The following is a 25,214-nucleotide window of genomic DNA, read 5'->3' on the forward strand; positions in this document are numbered from 1 at the left end:
GAACGATATATCGAGACAGGCTCGGTGCGGAGTCCGGAAAACCCCCGATCCTGACCCCTAGACCGGGCGCCGGACTCTGAGGGCACACAGCAGCGCGGCGAGCGTGATCACGGCGAAGGTGACCGCCGTACCGGGGTAGCCGCCGAGGCCGAGGCCAAGGCCGCCGATCGCGGCGCCGAGGAAGGTGCCGAGGCTCATGCCGGCCGCGTTGACACTGAGCGCGGAGCCGCGAAGGTCTCCGCTGCGACGGACCAGCAGCGTGGTGACGCAGGCCGCGACGGTCGCGTGGGCGGCACCCATGAGTGCGGTCAGCAGCAGCGTCAGCGGAAGCGTCGGCGAGAAGTAGAACGCGGCGACCGCGACGAGAGCGACGATGACGCCGAGGAGCAGCATCTTCTCCGGGCTGATCCACGCGCGATCGGTGGCGAGATAACGCCCCGCGAAGAGATTGCCGAGGAAGAACGACGCTCCGCTCAGCGACCACACCAGCGCGAACCAGCCCGGAGCGAGGTCGAACCTGTCGTCGTAGAACGCGGCCAGGTACGCGAGGTACCCCATGAAGGCGGCGGTCCGGAGCATGGCGACCGCGAGCAGCGGCAGCGCGCCGGGGACACGGGCCAACTCGCGGTACGTCGCGAGGTAACTCACCCGCTCGCGCTCACCGCGGGGCGACTTGCGCCCGCGGCCGCGCCAGAAGAAGGCGGCCGACAAGGCGAGCGAGATCGCCGAGGCGGCAAGCAGGTTGCCTCGCCAACCCCAGATCAGCCCTGGGACGGCGAGCACCGGAGCGGCCAGCATCGCCATCGCCGAGGTCGTCGCCGACACCAACGTCGCCGCCCGCCCCGCGGCCGCCGGCGACCGGAACCTGTCGGCCGCCGCCGCGCCGATCGACGGCGCGAGGATCGACGTCGACGCACCGATCAGCAGGCAGAACGCCGCCACCGCGAACACGTTGCCTACAGCCCCTAACGCGGCCGAGACCCCGAGCAATGCCAGCCCGCCCGCGGCGACCAGTTCCCGAGCGACCCGATCCATCAACGGCGCCAGCGAGACCCCGACCGCCAGCGCCGCCAGCCCACCCAGCCCGCGCAGGCCGCCGATCTCCGCGACGCTCCCACCCGCGGTGTTCGCGATCGGCACGAGATACATCCCGAACACCGTGAACGGGATCAGACTCACCGTCGAAGCCAGCAGGAACGGCCACAACCGTCTGGCCATCCGGAGGTCACCGGGGACCTCGGCGACGAGTTTCTGCGACGTGCTCATAGATCCGTCCTGTAGCGGTAGAGGCTGCTCGGGCGGGAGCTGAACTGGGAGAAGGGGAACGGCTCGGCGGACAACGCGGTCACCCCGTCGCCGAGGAACGCGCGGGCGACAGCGCTGCCGGTTTGGGCGTAGATGGCGAGCGGCTTCGATTGCTCGCGGCAACGAGTGAGGAGTACGTCGAAGCTCCCGTTGGACAGGGTCATGCCGGTGGCGACGACCGCGTCCGCAGCGTCCACGACCTCGATCATGTCCCGCGACACGGGCAACCCCGAGGCCGTCTCGCGAAGGTTGAAGTCGCACGGGAGGCAGACGCCGCCGCGGTCGGTGATCGCATCGACCAGCGGGTTCACGACCCCGATCAGCGCGACCTTCGTGCCCTCGGAAACGTCGAGCAGACCGGCCACGGCTGCGTCGCGGGCCCGTGCCCGGACATCCGGAGTACCAGCCGGAAGGACGATCTCTTCAGCCTGGGCAGACGTATGGTGTGGCTGCACCACGGCCAGATAGGCATCGAGCGCCGCGATCCGCACCGGGAGCGGGTCGCCGGACGACAGTACGTCGGCCAGCGACCGGCCCGACGTGTCCGCGCAGTACGACGGGTCCAGCTCGCCCGCCTCGAACGAGCAGGCGCCGAAGACCTCGCCGACCCGGAGCAGCACGTAGTAGTTGCGATAGGTGACGTCGGCTCCCGGTAGCCGGGTGGTGTGGTGCAGCCAGAAAGCGCTCGTGATGTTGAAGTCGGCCGGCGAAGGAGAACCGGCGAGCACGGCAGCGGTGAGGTCAGCGACGGTCATGGGAGATCGGCCAGCCTTTCGGGGTTGTAGTGCAAGGCGGACAACTCCGGCCGGCCGGCAGGCTGGAAGCAGTACAGCAGCGAGCGGCGGTCGGATGCTGTGTGGTTCGGCGCGGAGCGATGCACCGTCAGCCCGTGAAACATCAGGACCGACCCGGCCGGCGCCTCCACCGGACGATCGGCCGGGATCAGCTGCATCGCCCCGTCCCGCCGGCCTCGGCCGCGGACACGATCTCGGCATGCACCTGCTCGGCCACGTCCTCCAGCCGGGCCACCTCGGTTGCCGTGAACAACTCCGGCAGCAGCACATACCCCGTCACGGGACACACATTAATGCGACGGGGTCGCAGATGGAAGCTCCTCGCGCCGGACCGTCGCGGGCTCCCGCCGGTCCCACGACATCGCCGACCACGGCACCGAGAGCTCGTCCAGCGAGTCGATCTCGAGCGGGCGCATCGACGCCATCGGCCGCGCCTCGGCATGCCGGGCAAAAGCGGACTCGACGTACCGCGTCCCGGTGTCCGCGGCCAGGAACACATGCTTCCGCCCGCGGTCGCAGCTGTGCTCCCACAACGCCGACAGGTACGCCGCTCCCGCCGACAGCCCCGCGAACACGCCGGACGTCCGCAGCAGATCCACCGCCGCCGACATCGCATAGTCGAACGAGACCCAATGCAATCGGTCGTACAGCTCGTGCCGCACGTTGCGGAACTCGATCGAGCTGCCGATACCGGCGATGATCATGTCCGGATCCTGCGTATGCCCGGCCCCGAACGTGATGCTCCCGAACGGCTGTACGCCGACCAGGTTCACATCCCGCCCACGCTCCCGCAGGTACGCCGCGATCGCGCCCGTGGACGCGCCTGTACCGACCCCGCCGACCAGGCAGAGCGGTCCGTCCGGCACCACGTCCGCGAGGAGGTCCGCGACCGCGCGGTACCCGAGGTAGTGGATGTCGTCGTGATACTGCTGCATCCAGTGGTACGTCGGGTTGTCGCGCAGGATCTCCCCGATCCGCCGGACCCGGAGGTTCTGGTCGAGCTGGAGGTTGTTCGAGGACGGCACCTGCTCGACGGTCGCGCCGAGGATCTCGAGCTGGATCTTCAGGGTCCGGTCGACCGTGGTCGAACCGACGATGTGGCAGTTCATCCCGTACCGGTGGCAGGCGAGCGCGAGCGCATGCGCGTAGATCCCGCTCGAGCTGTCGATCAGCGTGTCACCACGCCGCACCCGCCCGGTCTCCAGCAGGTGCCGCACGGCGCCGAGCGCGGAGTACACCTTCATGGTCTCGAACCGCAGGCAGATCAGGTCCTCCCCCACCCGGATCGGATCGGGGTCTTTGATGGCCTCCGCCAGGTGGTCGTGCAGTCGCGTCATCGGCGCGGTTCGCTCCTTGGGTCGATGGTCAGCACGGGCGGAGAATGTGGGTCGCCGATCCGGGCGGCTGCGACCAGCCGCCGGGTCAGTTCGTGGTGTGGTTCGGTGGTGATGGTCGCGGGCGGGCCTTGTTCGACCACGCGGCCGGCATCGAGGACCAGGACCTGATCCGCGACAGCCGCGACCAGACCGAGGTCGTGACCGATCCAGATCAGCGCCGTACCGCGGCTCTTCAGTTCGGTCAGCAGGTCGAGGACGAGCGCCGTACCGCGGTCGTCGAGGGCGGTCGTGATCTCGTCGCAGATCAGTACGTCGGGGCTCGCGAGGACGGCGCGAGCCAGGGCGGCGCGTTGGAGCTCGCCGCCGGAGAGCCGGCTCGGCGGACGGGCCGCGGTGATCGCGGCAACGCCGAGGCGGGCGAGAGTGGCGACGGCTTCGGCGTGGGCCTGGTCCGGGGCGAGTCCGCGCAGGCGTTGCGCCGTACGGGCGACCTGCTGGTCGACGGGACGGCGTTCGTCGAAGGAGCCGCGGACTTCCTGCCAGACGTACTGGACGCGGCGGGTCTGCTCGCGGGTGCGGTTGCGGAGGACCGGGAGCGGTTCACCGTCGAGGAGGATCCGGCCGGCGTGGCGCTCATGCAGGCCGGCGAGACAGCGGGCCAGGGTGGTCTTGCCGCTGCCGGAGCGCCCGACAACGCCGAGACAGGCGCCGGTGCGGACGTCGAGATCGACCTCACGCAGTACGACGTCACGGCCGCGGGGCCGCAGCGCGGCAGACAGGTTCATTGCCTGTAGCAACGGCTGCCCGGCGGCGGGGGTTCCCGCGGCCGGCAGGTCGGGCGCCGGCGGGAGGGTGTCGCCGATGACGCGACCGGCGTCCAGGACCACGACCCGGGCCGCGAGCGCGCGCACCAGCTCAAGATCGTGACTGAGCAACAAGATCGCCAGCCCGCCCGCAGCCAGCTCACGTAGCTCTTCGATCAGTTGCAGGCGGGTGATCGAGTCCAGGCCGGTGCTGGGTTCGTCCAGCACAAGAACCCGCGGCCCGCACGTCAACGCCTGCGCCAACGCCACCCGCTGCCGTTGCCCACCCGAAAACTGATGCGGAAACCTCTTCAAAGTCAGGCGATCACTCGGCAGCTGAGCGGCCCGGACAGCTGTCGCGACGTCGCCGTCATGGAGCCTGGCCAGCTCGCGCAACGTCGTACCGATCCTCCGGGCCGGGTTGAGTGCGCTGGCTGGATGCTGCGGCATGTAGGCGACCACGCGACCGCGCACGTCTGCCGCAGTGGGGCCGTTGCTGTCGACAACCATCTCGCCGCCGACCTCGACCCGCCCGGCGAGCCGTACACCGTCTCCGTGCTCACCGAGCAACGCCAAGGCCGACGTCGTCTTGCCGGACCCCGACGCTCCGACGAGCGCCGTCACCTCACCGGCGACGACCTCGAACGAGACGCCGTCCACGAGAATCGTCGACCCTGCGGTCGCCGTCAGGTTGTCGACTCGCACCACGGTCATACGGTCGCCACCTGTCGCGACCTGTGCACGAGGCGATCGGCCAGCAGGTTGAAGCCCAGCGTGAACGAGACCAGGAGGAGGGCCGGCGAGAGGACCGACCACGGCTGCAGCAGCAGTCCTTCGCGGTTGCGGGACACGCTGACCGCCCAGTCCGGCGCTGTCGGGCTCAACCCGAGACCGAGGAAGTTGACCGAGGCAACCAGGAAGACCGCGAGCGTGATCCGGGTGCCGAGATCCGCGGCCACCGGCCCGAGCACCGAACGCCCAATGTAGCCGACGTGGATCGCGAACCAGGACTCCCGCTGCATCCGCAACGCCTCGACCACTGGTCCACTCGCCGCATCCAACGCCGCCGCCCGGACGAGCCTGGCGACCGTCGGCACGTTGACCATCGCGACCGCCACCATGATGGCGACTGCCGAAGCCCGCCAGCCGACCGCCACCACACTGATCACGAGCAACGAAGGCAACGGCAGCAGTACGTCGAGCGGTCGCATCAACCCCTCGTCCAACCACCGATGCCTCGTCGACGCCGCCACCAGCCCGATGAATCCACCCACGCCATACGCCAGCACCACCGCGCCGATAGCCATCCCCAAGGCCGTGCGCCCGCCCACCAGCAGCAACCCGAACACATCCCGCCCCAACCCGTCCGTCCCCAGCAACCCCTCGGACGAGTACGGCAACCCCTCGCGTGCATCACGCGGCGCCAGCGGGCCCACCACCGCAACCACCAACGGCACCACAACCAAGACCACCCCCACGCCCACCCCACTCCACCCCCGAACCGCAGCCCGGCGCGAGAGGCGAAGCCGCCTCGGGGACCGGCGGGAGCCCGACCGTCCTGATCTCGCCTCGCGACTAGCGTCGCGGGGTTCCGTCACCTCGTCCGGCGGGCTTCCGCTGTCGGCGCTCATCGGAGGAGGGCCGTTCGGGGGACCAGGCGGTTGCAGGCCAGGTCTGCGGTCAGGTTGATGCAGAGGGCTGCAACAGCCAGGACGAGGGTTAGACCCTGGACCGTGGGGATGTCCCGGGTCTCCACACCGTCGACCAACGCGGTGGCAAAGCCCGGGATCGCGAAGATGGCTTCGACCACGAGGACTCCGCCGAGGAGCGTGTCACCGGTGCGCGCCAGCTCTTGAACCCCCGGCACGGCGGCATTCGGGAGCACATGCCGAAGTAGAAGCTGCCGCCGGGAAACGCCGAGGCGGCGCGCCTGGACGACGTACTCGGCATGCAGAGCGTTGATCGTGCCGGCCCGCACTTGGCGTGACAGCAGACAGACCGTGCGACCGAACAGAACAGCGACAGGCAGGACCAACAGCGCAGGAGACGCAAGCAGATCCCCACCGACCCACGTCGCCGGCAGCCAACCGAGCCTCAGCGAGAAGACCGCGACCAACACGACCGCGATGACGAAGTCCGGGATCGCCGACAGCGCCAGCGTCACCGAAGTAATCGCACGATCGACCCGCCCGTTCTCCCGCGTCCCCATCACAATGCCCAAGGCGACAGCCAACGGCACCACAACCGCGAGCGTCGCAATCGTCAGCACGAGCGTCGCACCGATCGACGACCGCACGATGTCGGCGACCGGTCCCCCGCTGATCAGCGACGTACCCAGGTTGCCCGTCAGCACGTTCCCCAGCCAATGCACGAAGCGCTCCGGCGCCGGCTGATCCAGCCCCAGCTCACCCCGCAACCGCGCGACCTGGTCAGGCGTCAGCGTCTCGGTGAACCGCAGCTCCGCCGCATCCCCCGGCAGCAACGAGGTCAGGACGAACACGAGCACCGAGAGCACGGCCAGCTGCACGACCGCGAGCAGCGCCCGCTGGGCGGCGTACGACCGCATTCAGGCCAGCCACACCTTGTCGAACCGCCCCTGGTCCAGCGTGTTCGGCGGCACCGCCTGCACACCCTGCACCTTGGCCGACACCGCGACGAGATAGTCCGGCAGACCCCACGCCAGGATCCCGCCCTCGTCGCGCAACGTCTTCTGCAGTACGCCGTACTTCTCGGCACGCTCCGTCTCGGACGTCACCGCCCGCGCGGCCGCGAACCCCGCGTCGAACGCCGGCCGCCGCCAATGCGTCACGTTGAACGGCGAATGCGACAGCAGCCGATCGGTGACGTACTGCGGGATCGGCATCGCGCCGGACCGATGGTTGCCGATAGCACCCTTCGTCAACAGGTCCTTGGCATACGTCTGCGGGCTCCCGGTCGTGACCTTCAACCGCACGCCGGCCTCCGCGACCTGCTCCGCGAACAACGTCGCCGCCTCGACGAACCCGGCCGACGCGTCAGCGGTGAAGATCTCCACCTCCTTCCCCGCCAGCCCGGCCTTCGTCAGCAACGCCTTCGCCTGTTCCACATCACGCTCACGCTGCGGAAGATCGGCCGGGTAGTACTGATATCCCTTACCGAAAAGGTCATTCCCGACCTCGCCGCGCCCGGCGAGTACGACGTCCACCAGCCGCTGCCGATCCGCGAGCAGCTTGAACGCGAGCCGTACATCCGGGTTGTCGAACGGCGGCTGATCGACCTTCATCACGAACGCCTGCATCGTGCTGGCCTTCGCGGCGACAACCCGCACCGTCTTCCCGGCCGTCCGCGCGAACGTCGCCGTCATGTCGTTCGCGTACTCCGCCTGTCCGCCCTGTACTGCGTTCGCCCGCGCCTCCGAGTCGGCGGACAGGATATGCAGCTCTTCGATCCGGGCCGGCTCGTCCCAGTACTCGTCGTACCGCGAAGCCACCATCGACCGCCCCGCCTCGAAGGACACGAACCGGAACGCGCCGGTGCCGAGCGGCTTGGTCGGATCCTTGAACCCGTTGCGCACGATCTGCGTGCCGATACCGGCGAGCAGGGCGGGGAACTCGGCGTTCGGAGCGGTCAGCACCAGCTCGACCGTCGACGGGCCCAGAGCCCTGCTGCGCTTGAGATCCAGGGTCGCGAGTGACGACTGCGCGACCCGCTCCGGCACGGCGGGGTCGGCGATCCGCGCGAGACTGAACAACACGTCCTCGGCGACCAACTTGGCGCCGTCGTGGAAGCTCGCGTCCCGCAGGCTGAACCGCCAGGTCGTCGCTGTCCCGTCGTGCTCCCACTTCGACGCGAGCCGCGGCACCGGCTTCAGATCCGGCCCGAGCTCGACCAGCTTCTCGTAGATCGCCTTGTGCCGCGCGATGTCCACGAACAAGCTCTGCACGTGCGGGTCGAGCACCTCCTTCGCCCCGCCACCGGCGTACACAGCGCGCAACCGCCCACCCTGCGTGGGCTGCGCCGCCGCCTCGCCGTCCGCACCACATCCGACCACCGCAGCCAGCCCCGCGGCGCCGGCCACCCCCAGAAACCCACGCCTGCTCAACGCCTCGGACACGCGCCACATCCTCACGTTAGTGAAAACGATTGTCAAATCCAGCGCGCATCTGAACGAGACGCCCTCATTCTTCCGAGGGCCACCCCCAATCGCTCTCCGTGACGGCGTGTCCTATTCGTCGCAGTCGGGCGTTGGGCAGGTGTCCGGGAGGTCGGCGGCTATCCGGTCGAGCAGAGTGGTGAGTTGGGCCTGCTCCGAGGGGGACAGCCGGTTGAAGAAGAACGTGCGGACCGCGTCGACGTGGTCGGGGGCGGCGGCATCGACGGCCTTGCGGCCGAGTGGGGTGAGGCGGACCATCGAGCCGCGGGCGTCGGCGGCGCATTCCTCGCGGCAGACCAGGCCGCGTTTCTCCATCCGGCTGACCTGGTGGGACAGGCGGCTGCGCTCCCATCCGACGGAGCGGCCGAGGTCGCGGGTGCGGAGTACGCCGTCCTCAGCTTCCGAGAGCGGGTGGAGGAGGGCGTAGTCGGCGCCGGACAGGCCCGAATTGCTGATCATCCGCGCCTCGAGCGCGCGCATCAGCTCGCGGTGCGTATCCCGGTACGACTGCCAGAGCCGCGCCTCACGCTGATCGAGCCACTGCGGTTCACCCATGCAGACATTGTACGGAGATCTGTTGACATGTCATCGAGTCCGCTACGGCGTGCGCGAGAGGGCAACCGCGAGGCCGATCGTGCCGGCCATCACGAGCAGTTCGAGTACGGCGAGCCGCCGGAACGCGACCGGATCGCCCGACTCCAGCTGCGGCAGTGTGCTCTGCCGGTGGAGCTGCCCGATGATGACCAGCGTCGCGAACGCCAGCGTCTTCCCGAGCACGAGAGCGCCGTACCCGCTCGTCACCCACTGCGTGATCAGGCCCCACCTGTCCTGGCGGCCGCCGAGGTGGATCTCGGCTGTCAGCAGGCCGGTGATGCCCATCGTCACGGCGCACACCAGGGCCAGCGTGCTGAACACTTCGACGGCCTGGCGCGAACGGGAATACCGCAGTACGGCAGCCAACCCGCCGACCCACGCGGTCGCGGCGACGACGTGCACAACGAGCGAGGCAGTCGCGAGGACGGACCAGGCGCTGGTGCGATCAAGTGCGCCGTGACCGGTCAGGAGCGGTCCGGTCAAGGCGGCGATCGTGAGTACGGCGGCGAGACGTGCGCCGCGGATCGTCTTCACGCCACTCAGCACAACGGCGAGGACGGCGGTGAGTACGACGGCCACTGCCAGCGCGCGTACCTGCGTGAGTTGACCGGCCGGCTCGGCATGCTCCGCGAGATGTGAGAGCGGGATGCCGAGGATCACCGTGGCGGTCGCGATCAGCCCGCCGATACTCGCCACCGCCCAGATCCCGGCCGCCAACGCCGCGTCCTGGCAGGCACGGATCGCCTTGCTGCCGAGCTTTCCGCCGTCCGCAGGCAGGAACAGCAGCACGGCCAGCACCGCCCCGCCGGTTGCCACCGCCGCCCCGTCGGCAACGATCCGCAGCACCGGAACCGCCCAGGACACGCCAAGCCCGGCCCCCAACAACCCGTCCACGGCCCGCTGCGGCGCCCCGCCACCGGCGTACAGAGCCGCCACCATCACAACGATGCCGACAGCAACCATCCCGAGGACGACCCAACCAACCCTCGCACCCGATCGAGGGAGCTGGGCAGGGGCCGGCCCCACAGGCTGCGCTGGGTCCTCGGGTGACGGATGGGTGCTCATCAGGCGGCGGGGCGGCGGCGGACGATGACTATGGCCAGCGCTACGACCACCAGCATCACCAGGCACATGGCGACGATGGTGACGGTGTTGCTGTTGCCCTCGGACGCCGCGGGGGTGCCGGCCGGTTGAGTCGCTGGGTGGCCGGCGTGGGTGACGGTGAAGGAGCCGGTGATGGTGATCGGGTGGCCATCGGCCGAGACCACGCGGGCCTCGACGGTGTACTTCCCGGCCTCGATCATCGCGCCGACCGGCTGCGTGACTGTGTTGTCGACCACCTGGGCGTCACCGTTCGCGACGTTCGTCCCGCTGGGCGAGTTGACCTGCACCTGCGTCCCGTTCGACCCGACCGGTTCGTTGAAGGTCAGGATTATCTTCGTCGGCGGTGCGGCCATCGACGAACCGTCCGTCGGAGTCATCGACTCGAGCTTGGCGTGCGCCGCCGCCACGCCGGTGGAAACCACCAGCGTGAGCAGCGACGCAACCAGAATTGCGATCAGTCGACGCACGGCTACTGCTTCTCCGCAGGAGTCGCAGGAGCCGGAGCAGCTGCCGGAGCGGCGGCGGCGGCACGACGCGGCCGCAGACCGAAGGCCAGGCCGAGCAGTCCGACCAGCAGACCAGCACCGCCGAGCCAGCGCGCGAGCGTGTCCGACGTACCTTCCGACGTGGTCGCGGCGACCGGAGTCAGCGCGGCCGTGAGCTTCAGCGTCGGCGCCGGGTGCTCGGGCTCGTCCGCACCGTCCTTGGCGACGTCGGCCCACTTCACCACCTCACCGTCGCTGTACGTCTGGACAGCCGGGAAGCTCAGCGAGTCCACCCCCTCGGGAATCCTGCCGACCGACAACGCGAACTCGTCGAAGTCGTTCGGCGGAATCCCTCCGGCGGTCGCGGTCCAGGTGACCGTGGTGATCGCCTTGGTCAGCGTCACGTCGCCGACCTTGACCTCCGCGGGCAGCTTCTCTTCCTTCTTCTCGACCTTCCAGCCGTCCTTGACCTGCGCACCGACGGACGCGAACAGATGGTCCTCGGGCAGGCTGACGACGAGCTTGGTGGTGCTGGTGTTGTCGGACTCGGTCGGCACGCGGAAGACCAGCTTCGCGTACCCACCGGGCTTGGCGTCCGGCGAGGACACCGTGACGTGCGCGGACGCCGACCCCGCGGCGCCGATCACGACCAGCGCGGAGGCCGCGACGATCGCGCCGGCGCGCAGGACGAATCTCTTGGGCATGAGAGAACCTTTCCAGGCATACGAGTAATCGGGCCCGTGGGCCGGTTCAGACAGCAGCGATCACTCGTACGCCGGGAGGTCCGCGGCGGGAAACGTTCGACTCGAGCCAGGCCACGGCGAGCCGCACCGGCGAGGTCACCACGACAAACACCCGGCCGTACCCCGGAACCGGATACAGCACCGGAAGCCGCGGAAGGAAGCGCCCGAAGACGCGTACGACGCGCGCGACCCACCGCTGAGCCTGTCCGACCGCCAGCACGCCGGCCAGCAGGACCGACAGGTGCGTGGCGCTCATCATCAAGCTGCCACCGATACCGGGCGACATCGCCATACCGTCGTGAGCGTCGTGAGCGTCGTGAGCGTCGTGCATGCTCGCCGAGTCCAGCGTGACGTGCACGAACAGCTGCACCGCGGCCAGCACGAGCGCCGTCAGCAACCTTTCACCGGCCAGATACTCACCGAGCAACCAGCACGCCCCGGCCAAGGCCGCCAGCGGAGGTACGACGCCGACCGGAACTCCGCCGCCGCCCACGAGCACGTGACCGACTACCGCCACCGCGACGCTCAGCGCCGCGACCGCGGACGTGGTCCTGCTCTCGGTCGGCATGTCGTTCCCCTCGGCTCCAGTCACTCTACGGACAGAAGCGGACGCTTGTTCCCTTAGCCTCATGGGAGCGGGAAAAATCTGCCGGATCGGTGCAACCAGTTGGTGAGGCCACCACGTTTGACCCGGCATGACTGGGGAGAGCTGCGGGTGAGACCGGAGACCGAGCAGGACTACGTCGAGTTCGTCACGCATCAAGCTAACGCTCTGTGCCGAACCGCTTACCTGCTGTGCGGTGACTGGCGACGGGCCGAGGACGCGACCCAGGAGGCTCTCATCCGGCTGTACCGCGTCTGGGGCCGGATCCAGCGCAAGGGCGCGGTCGCGGCGTACGCACGGAAGGTCGTCGTCTCGACCACGCTCGACGCGCTCCGCCGCAAATCCAGCCAGGAGGTCGTCGGCGGTGACGACTACTTCGCCAACGAGACCGACCACTCCGACCCGCTCGGCGTACTCGAGAACCGCCTCGTGATCACCAAGGCGCTCGCTGAACTGCCGCCCCGGCAGCGAGCCTGCGTCGTACTGCGGTACTTCGACGAGCTGTCCGTCGAGGAGACCGCCGCCGCCCTCGACTGCCGCCCCGGGACCGTGAAGAGCCAGACGCTGCGCGCGCTGGAGAAGCTGCGCACGCATCCGGCCCTCGCCGAGCTTTCCGACCTGGCTGTGAGGGGCTGAGATGACCAGCGAACTGAAGACCCTGCTGGACCGGGCCGCCGACCGTCCCGCGACGTTCACGCCGGATGTGGCAGATCTGGTCGCAGCCGGACGACACCGCACCCGGGTCCGCCGCGCCATCATCTCGGCCGCCACCGCGGCAACCGCGGCGACAGCCGTCATCGCCGCACTGCTCATCGGCCATCTCGGGCACACCGCGCCGCAGGCGGCGACCGAGGCACCCCAGCCGACGATGATCACCGACCTGTGCGCCAAGTCCGACGACTTCTTCCGGACCGCGAACGACGACGCGTGGCGCCGGCAGGTGGTCAGCGACTGGACCGACAAGGTGGTCGAGGTGACCGACCCCGACGGCGCGATGACGGTACGGCGCTCGCCCGACGGCTCGCAGTACGCGTACTGCGTGGCCGGCGTACCGATCAACGGCCGGCCGGTGGGTGGTTTCGGGGCGACGCTGCTCAACGTCGGCATCGTCACCCGCCCGTACCAGATCCAGCGGTACTGGAGCATGGCGTGCGGCGATGTCCCGGTCGATCGGGCGAGCCGGAAGACCTTGTGCATGGGAGTTCGGTACAGCTACGCGGGCCGCGTGCCGGAGGGAGTCACCCGGATCGCGTTCTCGGGCCTCGGGCAACATGCTGACGCCACCGTCAAGGACGGCTACTGGGTCCACCGCGTGTACACCGACAGCATCTTGAAGGGGAACACCGACCCGATCTACATCACGATGTACGACGGCGCCGGGAAGCAGGTGTTCAAGGAGCGGTACTGACTCTTTGCGATGATGTCCGGATGGACGTAGCGGTGCTGGAGATCGGGGGAAGTCACGTCACGGCGGCCGTGGTGACGCCGGCGACGTGGGAGGTGACCGAGGTGGATCGGGCCGAGCTCGCGTCCCAGGAGGCCGCGGAGGTCGTGGTCGGGCAGCTCGCCGAAGCCGCGAGGAAGTTGCCGCTGGCAAACGGTCTGGCGGTCGCGCTACCCGGTCCGTTCGACTTCGGGACCGGGGTGGCGTGGTATCGCGGGCAGGGCAAGTTCGACCAGTTGTACGGGTTCAACCTCGGTGCGGCGCTGGGCGCCGAGCTGGGGATCGACCGGATCCTGTTCATGAACGACGCGGAGGCGTTCACGGTCGGTGAGTGGACGGCGGGCGAGGTCCGCGGCGTCGAACGCTGTCTCGGCGTCACGATCGGCACCGGCATCGGTACGGCGTTCCTCGCCGACGGCCGCGTGGTCCGCGACGGCGACACCGTCCCACCGGGCGGCGAGCTCTACAAGACGTCGTACGCCGGGAGGCCGCTGGAGGACTCGATCTCCGCCCGCGCAATCCTCCGCGCGTATCCGAAGACGGTGCCGGGGGTGAAGGAGATCGCCGATCTGGCCCGGGCCGGCGACCCGACCGCGCACGAGGTCCTGGTCACCGCCTTCACCCACCTGGCCGGCGCTCTGGCCCCCTGGCTGGAACGCTTCGGGGTGACCCACACGGTCCTCGGCGGCTCGATCTCGGGAGCCTTCGACCTGGTGGCTGCGTCCCTCGACTTCCCGGTCTCCGCGACCAAGGACACCGAACGCTCCGCGTTGATCGGCGCAGCCGCCCACTACCTCCGCTCGTGAAGGCGGACCTGCACCACTGACCAACCCGGACCCGCGGCCCGCTCGGGCCGTCCGCCACGCGCGAGCCGGGCAGCCGACGACCGGTTGGTCAGTGCGGGAGATCCGCCGAGTGTCGGCGATCCCGGCTACGGTCGTTGGCGTGAAGATCGCCGCACCTCGCCTCCGACCCAACCTCGACGCGGCTGAACCGGCCGACCTGGACGACGAGGAGCGGTTGCTCGAGCTCGCGTTGGACGAGGTCGATCTGAGCGACCAGGTGGCCGAGCATGTCGAGGTCAGCGGCTGCCGGCTGACCCGGTGCAAGCTGGCCGGATCCGACCTGGAGAAGCTGATCCTGGTCGACACCGAGCTGGCGCAGTGCGACATCGCGAACGCCCGCTGGTCCGACGCGGCGCTGACCCGGGTCGCGATCACGGCGTCGCGGATGATCGGGTTCGCCGGCCCCGGAGCCGGCCTGCAGCACGTCACGATCCGCGACAGCGTGCTCGATTTCGCGTCGTTCCGGTTCTCGAGGTTCCAGAAGGCGGAGCTGACGGACTGCCGGCTGCAGAACGCCGACTTCGTCTCCGCGGACCTGACCGGGGCGGTGTTCCGCGGCTGCGACCTGTCCGGCGTGGAGTTCTCCCAGGTCAAGGCCGCCAAGGCGGTTTTCGTGGACTGCACCTGGGAGGGCGCGAAGGGCCTGGCCTCGCTGGCCGGTGCGACGGTCGCGGCGGCATCCCCGATCGACACGTTGGCGTTCACCAGCGCGGTCACCGCGGCGAGCGGTATCACACTTGCTCACCCCGACGAGCTCGACTGACCGATCTCCGCAGGCGAGCCCTGCACGGGGCGTGAGCCTGCCCACGCGGAGCCCGGTCCGGCCGGACGGCCCATTAGGGTGGGGCTGTGACTGACTCGACGATCATCTACACCCACACCGACGAGGCTCCGGCGCTCGCCACGTACTCGTTCCTCCCTGTCGTCCAGGCGTACGCCGGCCAGGCCGGTGTCGGGGTGGAGACCCGGGACATCTCACTGGCGGGCCGGATCCTGGCCCTCTTCCCGGAGTACCTGAAGGACGACCAGCGGATCGCGGACGCGCTGACCGAGCTCGGTGAGCTGGCCAAGACGCCCGAGGCGAACATCATCAAGCTGCCGAACGTCTCGGCCTCGATCCCGCAGCTGAAGGCCGCGATCGCCGAGCTGCAGTCCCAGGGCTACGCCCTGCCGGAGTACCCGGACGAGCCGAAGACCGACGAAGAGCGGGAGATCCAGGCCCGCTACGACAAGGTCAAGGGCTCCGCGGTGAACCCGGTACTGCGCGAGGGCAACTCGGACCGCCGCGCGCCCGCCTCGGTGAAGAACTACGCCAAGACCCACCCGCACCGGATGGGCGCCTGGAGCGCCGACTCCAAGACCAACGTCGCGACGATGGACACCGACGACTTCCGCTCGACCGAGAAGTCGGCGGTGATCGAGGCCGAGGACGTCCTGCGGATCGAGCTGGTCGGCGACGACGGCACCACCACGGTGCTGCGCGAGTCGATCCCGGTGCTGGCCGGTGAGGTCGTCGACGCCTCCGCGCTGCACGTGGCCGCGCTGCGTGAGTTCCTGACCGCGCAGGTCGCCCAGGCGAAGGCCGACGACGTCCTGTTCTCGGTCCACCTGAAGGCCACGATGATGAAGGTCTCCGACCCGATCATCTTCGGTCACGTCGTCCGGGCCTTCTTCCCGAAGACGTTCGCGCAGTACGGCGACGTACTGGCGAAGGCCGGTCTGACGCCGAACGACGGCCTCGGCGGCATCCTGCACGGGATCGCGACGCTGCCCGAGGGCGCCGAGATCAAGGCGTCCTTCGACGCCGAGCTCGCCGACGGCCCGAAGCTCGCGATGGTCGACTCGGACAAGGGCATCACGAACCTGCACGTCCCGTCGGACGTGATCGTCGACGCGTCGATGCCGGCCATGATCCGGACGTCGGGGCACATGTGGGGCCCGGACGGCGAGGAGCACGACACCCTCGCCGTACTGCCGGACCACAGCTACTCCGGGATCTACCAGGCGGTCCTCGACGACTGCCGCGCGAACGGCGCGTTCGACCCGGCCACGATGGGCTCGGTGCCGAACGTCGGCCTGATGGCGCAGAAGGCCGAGGAGTACGGCTCGCACGACAAGACGTTCGAGATCCAGACCACCGGCACCGTCCGGCTGGTGAACCAGGCCGGCGACGTCGTCCTCGAGCAGGCGGTCTCGGCCGGCGACATCTTCCGCGCCTGCCAGACCAAGGACGCGCCGATCCAGGACTGGGTCAAGCTGGCCGTCAACCGCGCCCGCGCGACCGGCGACCCGGCGGTGTTCTGGCTGGACGAGACCCGCGCGCACGACGCCCAGATCATCGCGAAGGTGCAGACGTACCTGTTCGAGCACGACACCGAGGGCCTGGACATCCGCATCCTCGCGCCGGTCGACGCGATCAAGTTCTCGCTGGAGCGGATCCGCCGCGGCGAGAACACGATCTCGGTGACCGGCAACGTACTGCGTGATTACCTGACCGACCTGTTCCCGATCCTCGAGCTCGGGACGAGCGCGAAGATGCTGTCGATCGTGCCGTTGATGGCGGGCGGTGGACTGTTCGAGACCGGTGCGGGCGGTTCGGCGCCGAAGCACGTGCAGCAGCTGGTCAAGGAGAACTACCTGCGCTGGGACAGCCTGGGCGAGTTCTTCGCGCTGGCCGCGAGCTTCGAGCACCTGGCGCAGGCGACCGGCAACGCGCGGGCGCAGGTTCTGGCTGACACGCTGGACCGGGCCACCGCCACGTTCCTGAACGAGGACAAGTCCCCGACCCGTCGCGTCGGCGGCATCGACAACCGCGGCAGCCACTTCTACCTGTCCCTCTACTGGGCCCAGGAACTGGCCAAGCAGACCGACGACGCCGACCTGGCCAAGGCCTTCGCCCCGCTGGCGGAAACCCTGGCCGCGAACGAACAGACCATCGTCGACGAACTCCTCGCCGTCCAGGGCAACCTGGTAGACCTCGGCGGCTACTACCGGCCCGACCCGGCCAAGGCGGCCGCAATCATGCGCCCGTCAAAGACCTGGAACGACGCTCTGGCCTCGATCTGACGTAGAACGCACCGCGCGGCTTCATCTCTTTCGCAGCTCCCGGTGCCCGCCAGGGCGCCGGGAGCTGCTTGTTCTGCTGAGGAAATGCGTGGCCGCCACGCGATCGCCTTCCTACACTGCCGTTATGAATACGACCCGTTCCGTGCTTGCCTCGCAAGCCGCGGACTACCCCCGATGGTTCCAGGATGTGATTGCCAAAGCCGAGCTCGCCGACAACGGGCCGGTGCGGGGGACCATGGTCGTACGACCGTATGGCTACGGGATCTGGGAACTGTTGCAGGAGGCAATGAACCGCCGGATCAAGGCAACCGGTGCAGCAAACGCATACTTCCCGCTCCTGATCCCCGAGAGCTATCTCCAACGTGAAGCCGAGCACGTAGAAGGCTTCAGCCCCGAGCTCGCGGTGGTAACGCATGCCGGCGGCAAGCAACTGGAAGAGCCCGCCGTCATCCGCCCGACCTCGGAAACCGTCATCGGCGAGTACATGGCGAAATGGATCCAGAGCTACCGCGACCTCCCACTCCTGCTCAACCAATGGGCCAATGCGGTCCGCTGGGAGCTGCGCCCACGGCTGTTCCTCCGCACCACCGAGTTCCTCTGGCAAGAAGGCCACACCGCCCACGCCACCTTCGAGGACGCCCGCGCGTTCGCCACCAAGATCCTGTACGACGTGTATCGCGACGTCATGGTCGACGTCCTCGCGATCCCGGTCGTCGCCGGCCGCAAGACCCGGCGCGAACGCTTCGCCGGCGCGATCAACACCATGACCCTCGAAGCGATGACCGGCGACGGCAAAGCCCTGCAGATGTGCACGTCCCACGAACTCGGCCAGAACTTCGCCCGCGCCTTCGACATCAACTACCTGTCGAGCGACGGCGAACGCGAGCTCGCCTGGACCACGTCCTGGGGCAGCACCACCCGGATGGTCGGCGGCCTGATCATGGTGCACGGCGACGACGCCGGCCTCCGCGTCCCGCCCGCGGTCGCTCCGATCCAGGTCGTCGTACTCGCCGTCAGGGACGAAACGATCGAGGCTGCTCAGCGCATCGCCAAGGACCTCGAGGCGGCCGGCCTGCGCGTGACGGTCGACAACCGCACCGACCAGCCGTTCGGTCGCCGCGCGGTCAACTGGGAGCTCAAGGGCGTCCCGATCCGCATCGAGCTCGGCCCGCGCGATCTGGCCGCAGAGGTGGCAACCGTCGTACGCCGTCTCCGCGACTCCGCCAAGACCGCCGTCAGCCTCTCCGAGCTCACGTCGACCGTCGTCGACGCGATCGACACCGATCAGGCGCAGCTGCTGCAGGATGCGACAGCTCGCCACACGGCACGCGTCACCGCGGTCTCGACGGTCGACGAGGCAGTGGAGGCAGCCGCGGCCGGCTGGGCCAGCCTCCCGTACGACGCCATCGGCGAAGAGGGCGAGGACCGGCTGGCCGAGTCCGGCATCACGGTCCGCTGCCTGCAGCGCCCCGATGGCACCCTCCCGCTCGACGACACCGAACCCGACCTGATCGCGTACGCCGCGCGCTCCTACTAGTTGTTGTAGGGCTCGGCCTCCAGCTTCACGCCGGAGGCCGAGCTCGGCGTGCTGACGGTGATCGTGCGTGTCTCACCCGGTAGCAGCCAGAAGTAGTTGTCGGAGTACGTCGTCGGCAGCACCCGCTCGCCTGCCCAATCCCGCAACGACATCCGCACCATGGCCGCGATCACCTTCCCGGTGTTGCGGACTGTCGCGCGGTTGCCGCTGGACCGCACCTCCAGGCGGGCCGTGGGCAACTCGTTGAGTTCCTGCAGGTCAGCGGGCTTCCGGTAGCGCCAGTAGGTGTTCTCGGACAGCACTCCGTCGGCACCGGTGAGCTTCAGCCTCAGCAGGTGGAGGTCAGGTAGCCCGGCTCCGAATGCCACCGCGAAAGCGTCACGTTTGTTGCTTCCTTCAACTGTTAGCGATTGGGAGTCGGTAGCAAGCAAGTTGCCTTCGAGGTCGTACAGATCCGCCTGGATCATTGCGGTGACGGGGTTGCGGGTGTGGTTGACGACGACCGTGGTCCAGTCGCTCTGGTTGGCCTGGACGTGGATCGCCTCACAGCCCTTGCGGGCGCCGTAGTAGCTGCCGTTGACGTCGAGGTCGTAGTCGTAGGTCTGCCAAACGGTCGAATGCCACGCCGGATGCGACATCCACAGCAACAACGCCGACGCATCCGTCCACAGGTGCGCGTTCCATGCCTCGAACATCGCGCGCATGTTCTCGTAGTTCACGAACTGCGCCTTACGGGTGAATTCTTCCAGCCCGCTGGAGGATCCGAGCCGTTCGTCGACCGCGCCCAGGTACGTGTCCGGTCGCTGGTTGCCGTGCGTCGACCAGTCGTGATGGAACCACGGCGTACCGATCGGCCACCCCGGATCGCCGTCCCCGACGAGATGGCGCATGCTCTCCACCACCGGGATCGTCGGCATCCCGATCTCGGTGTGGAACCCGAAGTTGAACGTGTCGTAGGTGTTCGGGTCGAAGTACTTCACCGGATCGACCCAGTAGTACGGCCCGTGTCCGGACACGAACCCGGCCGCCGAGTTCGGCAGGTACAGGATCTCGTCGTCCTCCTCGCGCACCGCGGCTGTGATCGCGGCGTCGATCGCGGCCGGCGGGTTCTCCTCGTTCGCGCCGCACCAGATCACGATGCACGGATGCGTCCGGTACCGCACGATCGTGTCGCGCGCGATCTCGGCGTACCCCGGGAGATCGTCGGTGAACGGGCCCGCCTCCCAGAAATCGTTCCAGACCAGGATCCCGTTCTCGTCGCAGGCCTGATAGAACTCCTCGCGCGTGCTCGAGCCGATCCAGTTGCGGATCATCGTGAAGTTCATGTCCCGATGCATGCCGATCACGGCCCGCATCTTCTCCTCGGGCATCCGCCGCAGCAGCTCGTCCCAGCCCCAGTTCCCGCCGCGACAGAACACCCGTACGCCGTTCACACTGATCTTCAACGGCACCGGCGCATTGCTGACATCCAGCACATCGGTCCACGTGCCGCCGTCCTCGGACACCTGAATCGTGAACAACGACGCGTACGCCGTCTCCCACAACAACTCGACCCGGTCGAAGGACTTCGGAGTACCGAGATCGACCTGAATCCACTCGTCATCGTCGTACTGCGACGACCACCGCGTGCGGTCGTTCCCGTCGATCGCCTGCCCCGCCGGGCTCCCGTCATCCGACGACGCCGTCGCCGTACCGGCCCGCGCCAGATCCACCGACGGATCGGCCGAGTCGCGAATCGCCAACGTCCACAGCGAATAACCCCACCCTGTCGCTCGACGGCGCCCCTGGATCCGCAGGTACCGCGCGGTCTGCCGCGGGATCTCCACGGTCTGGGGCGCACTGTTCGTCGCCGGGTCGATGACGATCGGCAGGTCGTAGTCGTACGAGAACTCCCGGATTCCGAAGGTCGTCGTCCGGCTGTCGCTCACCTGACCGCCAACGCCCGCGCTCACAGTCAACTCCTGCAGAGTGGGCGCGCCATATCCGTTCGGCCACCACAGCTCCGGATCGTCGATCGTCAGCGGATCGAAGGCGACGTCCGCGACAGCGCCTGCCTGCAGCGAGAGGGTTCGGGTGGCGATGTGGCCCGCGAAGGTCGCACGAACTGTGACGGTGCGGGGAGCGCTTGCGGCGTTGCTGACCGGGACCGTAACGGCGACGGTTGCCCTGGAGAGGCTCGGGACCTTCGTCACCACGCGCGGATCGCCGATGACGACGTCACCAGTGAAACGGAGGCGGACGTGGTTCCAGATTCCGGCCGCCCGGTCGCGGACCGCCGGCATCCAGTCCCACCCGGAGGCGGCCAACAGCGTCGGCGAGTCCAGGTACAACGTGGCCGACTGGACGAACGACTGTCCCGCATCGCCTTTGTCGCCGGCGGTTCCCGGATGCGGCATCGGCGTGATCTTCACCGCGAGCGCGTTCTTCGCCCGCAGCACCGCGGTGACATCGAAGGCCGCGCGGGCGAACGGATGCTTGACCGTACCGACCTGTGTCCCGTTGAGCCAGACATCGCCCTGGTGGTTGATGCCGTCGAACTCCAGCCAGACCCGCTGACCAGCGCCCGCGGGCCGGTCGAAGGTCCGGTGGTACCACCACGCGTGCCGGCTGAGCGCCTCCGGGATCTCGAGGTTGTTCATCCCCTCGACCGGATCCGGAAGCCGGCCCTGCTCCACCAGCGATCCGAGCACGGTGCCCGGCACCAGCGCGGGCAGCCACGTCGACGTGTCCGTCCCCGGTTGGGCGAGTACGGCGCCGTCCGTCGTACCGGCGAAGTCGTCCATCGTCAGACTCCAGCCGGAATCGATCGGAAACGTCCCGTCATCGGCCTTCCGCAGCGCCGGCGGTTTGCCGGTGTGCTTGCCCCAGTCGGTCCATCCCGTCGCCGGCGGGCGAGGCGCGGTGGTCGTGCCGTAGACCTCGAAACCGTTCAAACCAAGGGCATTCGCGTTCGCCTGCCGCGTCCCGGTCAGGCGCACGTACTGCGCGGTGACCGGACCGTCCAGCGCGATGTCGACCGTACCGCCCGGGCTGTCGGTCGCCTGGTGCACCGTGTGCCAGGAAACGCCGTCCGTCGACGTGTCCACGCGGAAGTCCAGCGGCGAACTGGAAAGCAGTTCCTGACCGGTCGTGTTCCCGTAAGGGTTGCCACCGGAGAAGTCGAACGCCGGATCCTGCGCGGTCGCCTCGAATGTCAGCCGCACCGCGTCGACCCGGCACCGCCCCTGCAGATCCACCACGATCCACTGCGGATCGCCACCGGCCGCACGCCACCCGGAGCCGCGCACCCCCGGCACCGCCAGCCCGTCGACCGCGAACTCCGGCGGCGTCGCGGCGTACGCACCCGACGAGGCACGCACAGGCCGATATCGCGCGAGATCGACCGGCGGCGCGGCTGCCTGTGAGGGAAGCGATGGCAGCGTCAGACTGGCGAGCAGACCACCGCTCGTGGCCAGAAAAGCACGGCGGGACACAGGGTCGAGCGACACGAAGGCCTCCCAGGGGCGGCGGGATAATTCCGAATTAACAGCCATCCGGAAGTTACTTCATGTCTTCAATTATGTCGAGGGTCAGCGCGCCAGGTACTTGCGGACGTCGTCGCTGACCTGGTCACGGTTGCGCAGGCCGTACTTGCGCAGGATCGCGCTCAGGTGCGTCTTGACGGTGTTGAGGCTGACGCCGAGCTCCGCGGCCAACTGGTCGTTGTCGAGTCCGTCGGCGAGCAGTACGGCGACGGCCTGCTGCGCCTTGGTCAGACTGGCGAACCGGCGCTCGGGCCCCTCGTCGGTCTCCATCAGCATCTCGATCAACTCGGACTGGATGTGCTCGGTCGCGTCGATGATCCGGTCGAGATGCGTCCGTACGGCGGCAGTCACGTCCGGCTCCTTCTGCGCCTCGGCCGCGATCTCCCGGATCGATGCGACCCGGTGCGTCAGGTACTCCATCACGTGATCGGAGGTCAGCAGGTTCGGCCCGACGTCACCCGCCGGCAGCCGGCGCAAGGCATCGCGGTCCTCACCCTCGCGGGTCAGCACGCGCTCGACGACAGCACAGAGCCACTCGAACGCCCGGACCGCGTTGTCGTCGTACGCCTTGGGCTCGTAGCTCTGCATCGACAGCATCCCGAACAGCTGATCCGGTCCGTCCTTGACCGGCCGGAAGATCGGCACCGTCACCGCGTCCTCGGACCGTCGCCCCAGATCACCCACCGGTACGCCGGCATGCAGCGCGAACCCGTTGTCGTAGGCGAACCGGTACGTCTGCCGATGCTTCACCACCCACGCCGTCTGCCCGTTCGGCCCGAAGTTGTGGGTGTCCGGGCTCACGTAGTGGCCGACGTCGTAGCCGTAGGGATACCGGACCCGGCTGGTGCCCTGCAGGAACCCGACGAAGAACGCGTCGACGCGCGCGACCTTGCCGGCGACGACCCGGACGTAGTCATACAGGCCGTAGTGGTCGGAGCGGAACAGCGCTTCGATCTTGTGGTACGCCTCGCGCAGGATGATCGCGGTCTCCGCGTCAACCCGCAACGGGGCGGCCTTGTCTGACTCCACGACGTCGGCTCCCCACACACCACGGCAGCATCGATCCCTCGACTATGCCGCTGTGACCCGCGGCTTGCCAAGCGATGCCGGGTGATCTGTGGACAAACTGCAGTCGCGGGCGGTGAGTGTGAGCTCCCGAGTCGCCCTCCCAAGCCTCGGCCGAGCCCTCCTGCACCACCCGCGACCACGAAGTGGGACACCTGTGACGTTGAGCCCCCGCGTCGATCGATCCCACGCCCCCTGCGAGATCGGCGACCCCCCGACGGTCTGTTCCGGTGTCCCTTCCTCCCCCCGCTGACTACACGGTGCCACCGAACGCCGACGGTGGCCATCGCCCGCCGCATGATCTTGTTGTGCCCTCAATCTCACCCCGCGGGTGAGACGGTTTGTATACGATTACAGCTACCAGCTGGTGTCGAGCGGCTTGCCCTCGGCGTACCCGGCGGCGGTCTGCAGCCCGACCACGGCCCGCTCGTGGAACTCGGCGAGGTTCGCGGCGCCGACGTACGTGCAGGAACTGCGGATGCCGGAGACGATCGAGTCCAGCAAGTCCTCTACGCTCGGTCGCTCCGGGTCGAGGTACATCCGGGCGGTCGAGATGCCCTCCTCGAAGATGCTCTTCCTGGCCCGCTGGAACGGTGTGTCGTCGGCCGTCCGGGATCGCACCGCCCGCGCGGACGCCATCCCGAAGCTCTCCTTGTAGATCCGGCCCTGGCTGTCCCGGTGCGGGTCGCCGGGCGACTCGTACGTACCGGCGAACCACGATCCGATCATCACGCTCGACGCTCCGGCGGCCAGGGCGAGCGCGACGTCGCGCGGGTACCGTACGCCGCCGTCCGCCCACACGTGCTTGCCGAGCTCACGTGCCCTCGTCGCACATTCGAGTACGGCGGAGAACTGCGGACGACCGACGGCCGTCTGCATCCGCGTCGTACACATCGCGCCCGGCCCGACACCGACCTTCACGATGTCCGCCCCGGCGTTGACGAGGTCCGTGACGCCATCGGCAGTGACCACGTTGCCGGCCACGATCGGCACTGTCGGACCCAGTGCGCGAACCCGCTCGACGACCTCGAGCATCCGCTCCTGATGACCGTGCGCGGTGTCGATCACCAGTACGTCGATACCGACGTCGAGCAACGCCTTCGCCTTCTGCTCGGCGTCCCCGTTGATCCCGATCGCGGCGGCGATCCGGAGCTTGCCGTTCGCATCCAGCGCCGGGTCGTACAGCGTGGCGCGGAGCGCGCGCTGCCGGGTCAGGATGCCGACGATCTGGTCGTTGGCATCCACCACCGGCGCGAGCCGGTGCCGTCCGTCGTGCAGCTGGTTGAACGCCGCCTCCGGGTCGATCCCCTGTGGCAGCGTCAGCAACTCACGGGACATGATCCCTTCGAGCTGGGTGAACCGATCGACACCCGCACAGTCCGCCTCGGTCACGACCCCGACCGGCCGACCGTTGTCGACAACGACCACCGCGCCGTGATTCCGCTTGGGCAGCAGGTTCAACACCTCGCCCACGGTCCCCGTCGGCGGCAGCGTCAACGCGGTGTCGTGCACCGGATCCCGCTGCTTGACCCAGGCAACCACGTCCGCCACCACATCCACCGGAATGTCCTGCGGAATCACCGCCAGCCCACCACCCCGGGCCATCGTCTCCGCCATCCGCCGCCCCGACACCGCGGTCATGTTCGCGGCCACCACCGGAATCGACGCCCCACTCCCGTCCCCGGTCGAAAGATCAACATCCAACCGCGACGCAACCCGGGATCGATTGGGCACCAGGAACACATCACTGAACGTAAGGTCCCCCATCGACTCCCGCTCGAGCTGAAACCGCATGGCAGACCCCTTCACCCGAAGAACAAACCCACCCAGCC

Annotated in this window: 23 protein-coding genes; 6 read left to right on the top strand and 17 right to left on the bottom strand. The window is 68.6% G+C overall.

Features of this window, described 5'->3' with window-relative positions:
- Window positions 1-57: 57 nt before the first annotated feature.
- The 14 genes from OHA10_RS03640 to OHA10_RS03705 all read right to left on the bottom strand — a co-directional run bounded on the left by OHA10_RS03640 (window position 58) and on the right by OHA10_RS03705 (window position 11,865).
- Window positions 58-1,266: an MFS transporter gene (locus OHA10_RS03640; protein ID WP_371404748.1), complete on the bottom strand. Its 1,209-nt coding sequence runs from the start codon at window positions 1,264-1,266 to the stop codon at window positions 58-60.
- Window positions 1,263-2,060 carry a Rossmann-like domain-containing protein gene (locus tag OHA10_RS03645; protein WP_371404749.1) on the bottom strand — a complete coding sequence of 266 codons (798 nt, stop codon included), beginning with the start codon at window positions 2,058-2,060 and terminating at the stop codon, window positions 1,263-1,265. The genes OHA10_RS03640 and OHA10_RS03645 overlap by 4 nt, the downstream gene beginning before the upstream one ends.
- Complete coding sequence (locus OHA10_RS03650; RefSeq protein ID WP_371404750.1) at window positions 2,057-2,257, bottom strand: phytanoyl-CoA dioxygenase family protein; 201 nt, start codon at window positions 2,255-2,257, stop codon at window positions 2,057-2,059. Before OHA10_RS03650 ends, OHA10_RS03645 begins: the two co-directional genes overlap by 4 nt.
- Window positions 2,248-2,379, bottom strand: a complete 132-nt coding sequence (locus OHA10_RS03655) for a hypothetical protein (RefSeq protein ID WP_371404751.1) — start codon at window positions 2,377-2,379, stop codon at window positions 2,248-2,250. Before OHA10_RS03655 ends, OHA10_RS03650 begins: the two co-directional genes overlap by 10 nt.
- 10 nt (window positions 2,380-2,389) lie before the next feature.
- The gene (locus tag OHA10_RS03660) at window positions 2,390-3,436 is read right to left on the bottom strand and encodes a pyridoxal-phosphate dependent enzyme (RefSeq protein WP_371404752.1); all 1,047 of its coding nucleotides are present in this window, start codon (window positions 3,434-3,436) and stop codon (window positions 2,390-2,392) included.
- On the bottom strand, window positions 3,433-4,953 hold the full coding sequence (locus OHA10_RS03665; RefSeq protein WP_371404753.1) for an ABC transporter ATP-binding protein: 1,521 nt from the start codon (window positions 4,951-4,953) through the stop codon (window positions 3,433-3,435). Before OHA10_RS03665 ends, OHA10_RS03660 begins: the two co-directional genes overlap by 4 nt.
- On the bottom strand, window positions 4,950-5,687 hold the full coding sequence (locus OHA10_RS03670; protein ID WP_371404754.1) for an ABC transporter permease: 738 nt from the start codon (window positions 5,685-5,687) through the stop codon (window positions 4,950-4,952). Before OHA10_RS03670 ends, OHA10_RS03665 begins: the two co-directional genes overlap by 4 nt.
- Window positions 5,688-5,866: 179 nt before the next feature.
- Window positions 5,867-6,805 carry an ABC transporter permease gene (locus OHA10_RS03675; protein ID WP_371404755.1) on the bottom strand — a complete coding sequence of 313 codons (939 nt, stop codon included), beginning with the start codon at window positions 6,803-6,805 and terminating at the stop codon, window positions 5,867-5,869.
- Window positions 6,806-8,332 carry an ABC transporter substrate-binding protein gene (locus tag OHA10_RS03680; RefSeq protein ID WP_371404756.1) on the bottom strand — a complete coding sequence of 509 codons (1,527 nt, stop codon included), beginning with the start codon at window positions 8,330-8,332 and terminating at the stop codon, window positions 6,806-6,808. It abuts the gene before it with no gap.
- 111 nt (window positions 8,333-8,443) lie between these two features.
- A complete protein-coding gene (locus OHA10_RS03685) occupies window positions 8,444-8,926 on the bottom strand; it encodes a MarR family winged helix-turn-helix transcriptional regulator (RefSeq protein ID WP_371404757.1) in 483 nt (160 codons plus the stop codon).
- Window positions 8,927-8,968: 42 nt separating this feature from the next.
- On the bottom strand, window positions 8,969-9,928 hold the full coding sequence (locus OHA10_RS03690; RefSeq protein WP_371404758.1) for a copper resistance D family protein: 960 nt from the start codon (window positions 9,926-9,928) through the stop codon (window positions 8,969-8,971).
- Between the two features lie 101 nt (window positions 9,929-10,029).
- A complete protein-coding gene (locus OHA10_RS03695) occupies window positions 10,030-10,536 on the bottom strand; it encodes a copper resistance protein CopC (RefSeq protein ID WP_371404759.1) in 507 nt (168 codons plus the stop codon).
- Between the two features lie 2 nt (window positions 10,537-10,538).
- Complete coding sequence (locus OHA10_RS03700) at window positions 10,539-11,258, bottom strand: YcnI family protein (RefSeq protein WP_371404760.1); 720 nt, start codon at window positions 11,256-11,258, stop codon at window positions 10,539-10,541.
- 46 nt (window positions 11,259-11,304) lie between these two features.
- Window positions 11,305-11,865 carry a hypothetical protein gene (locus OHA10_RS03705; RefSeq protein ID WP_371404761.1) on the bottom strand — a complete coding sequence of 187 codons (561 nt, stop codon included), beginning with the start codon at window positions 11,863-11,865 and terminating at the stop codon, window positions 11,305-11,307.
- Window positions 11,866-12,012: 147 nt separating this feature from the next.
- On the opposite strand from OHA10_RS03705, the gene OHA10_RS03710 reads away from it, so the two are divergent.
- The 6 genes from OHA10_RS03710 (at window position 12,013) to proS (ending at window position 18,793) form a co-directional block, all read left to right on the top strand.
- Window positions 12,013-12,537 carry a SigE family RNA polymerase sigma factor gene (locus OHA10_RS03710; protein ID WP_371404762.1) on the top strand — a complete coding sequence of 175 codons (525 nt, stop codon included), beginning with the start codon at window positions 12,013-12,015 and terminating at the stop codon, window positions 12,535-12,537.
- Between the two features lies 1 nt (window position 12,538).
- On the top strand, window positions 12,539-13,309 hold the full coding sequence (locus OHA10_RS03715; RefSeq protein WP_371404763.1) for a hypothetical protein: 771 nt from the start codon (window positions 12,539-12,541) through the stop codon (window positions 13,307-13,309).
- A gap of 20 nt (window positions 13,310-13,329) precedes the next feature.
- The gene (locus tag OHA10_RS03720) at window positions 13,330-14,151 is read left to right on the top strand and encodes an ROK family protein (RefSeq protein ID WP_371404764.1); all 822 of its coding nucleotides are present in this window, start codon (window positions 13,330-13,332) and stop codon (window positions 14,149-14,151) included.
- A gap of 139 nt (window positions 14,152-14,290) precedes the next feature.
- Window positions 14,291-14,953, top strand: coding sequence for a pentapeptide repeat-containing protein (locus tag OHA10_RS03725; protein ID WP_371404765.1), 663 nt, complete (start codon window positions 14,291-14,293; stop codon window positions 14,951-14,953).
- An 86-nt stretch (window positions 14,954-15,039) separates the two neighbouring features.
- Window positions 15,040-17,256 (top strand): NADP-dependent isocitrate dehydrogenase, encoded by a 2,217-nt coding sequence (locus OHA10_RS03730; protein WP_371404766.1) that lies wholly within the window; start codon window positions 15,040-15,042, stop codon window positions 17,254-17,256.
- A gap of 124 nt (window positions 17,257-17,380) precedes the next feature.
- Window positions 17,381-18,793 (top strand): proline--tRNA ligase, encoded by a 1,413-nt coding sequence (gene proS, locus OHA10_RS03735; protein ID WP_371404767.1) that lies wholly within the window; start codon window positions 17,381-17,383, stop codon window positions 18,791-18,793.
- Here the strand turns inward: proS and OHA10_RS03740 are convergent.
- The 3 genes from OHA10_RS03740 to OHA10_RS03750 all read right to left on the bottom strand — a co-directional run bounded on the left by OHA10_RS03740 (window position 18,790) and on the right by OHA10_RS03750 (window position 25,176).
- A complete protein-coding gene (locus OHA10_RS03740; protein ID WP_371404768.1) occupies window positions 18,790-22,281 on the bottom strand; it encodes a discoidin domain-containing protein in 3,492 nt (1,163 codons plus the stop codon). The genes proS and OHA10_RS03740 overlap by 4 nt on opposite strands.
- Before the next feature lie 81 nt (window positions 22,282-22,362).
- Window positions 22,363-23,346, bottom strand: coding sequence for a LuxR C-terminal-related transcriptional regulator (locus OHA10_RS03745; RefSeq protein ID WP_371404769.1), 984 nt, complete (start codon window positions 23,344-23,346; stop codon window positions 22,363-22,365).
- Window positions 23,347-23,739: 393 nt separating this feature from the next.
- The gene (locus OHA10_RS03750) at window positions 23,740-25,176 is read right to left on the bottom strand and encodes a GuaB1 family IMP dehydrogenase-related protein (RefSeq protein ID WP_371404770.1); all 1,437 of its coding nucleotides are present in this window, start codon (window positions 25,174-25,176) and stop codon (window positions 23,740-23,742) included.
- Window positions 25,177-25,214: the final 38 nt, after the last annotated feature.

The sequence above is a fragment of the Kribbella sp. NBC_00662 genome (genome assembly GCF_041430295.1).
In the GTDB taxonomy this organism is placed as follows: Bacteria; Actinomycetota; Actinomycetes; order Propionibacteriales; family Kribbellaceae; genus Kribbella.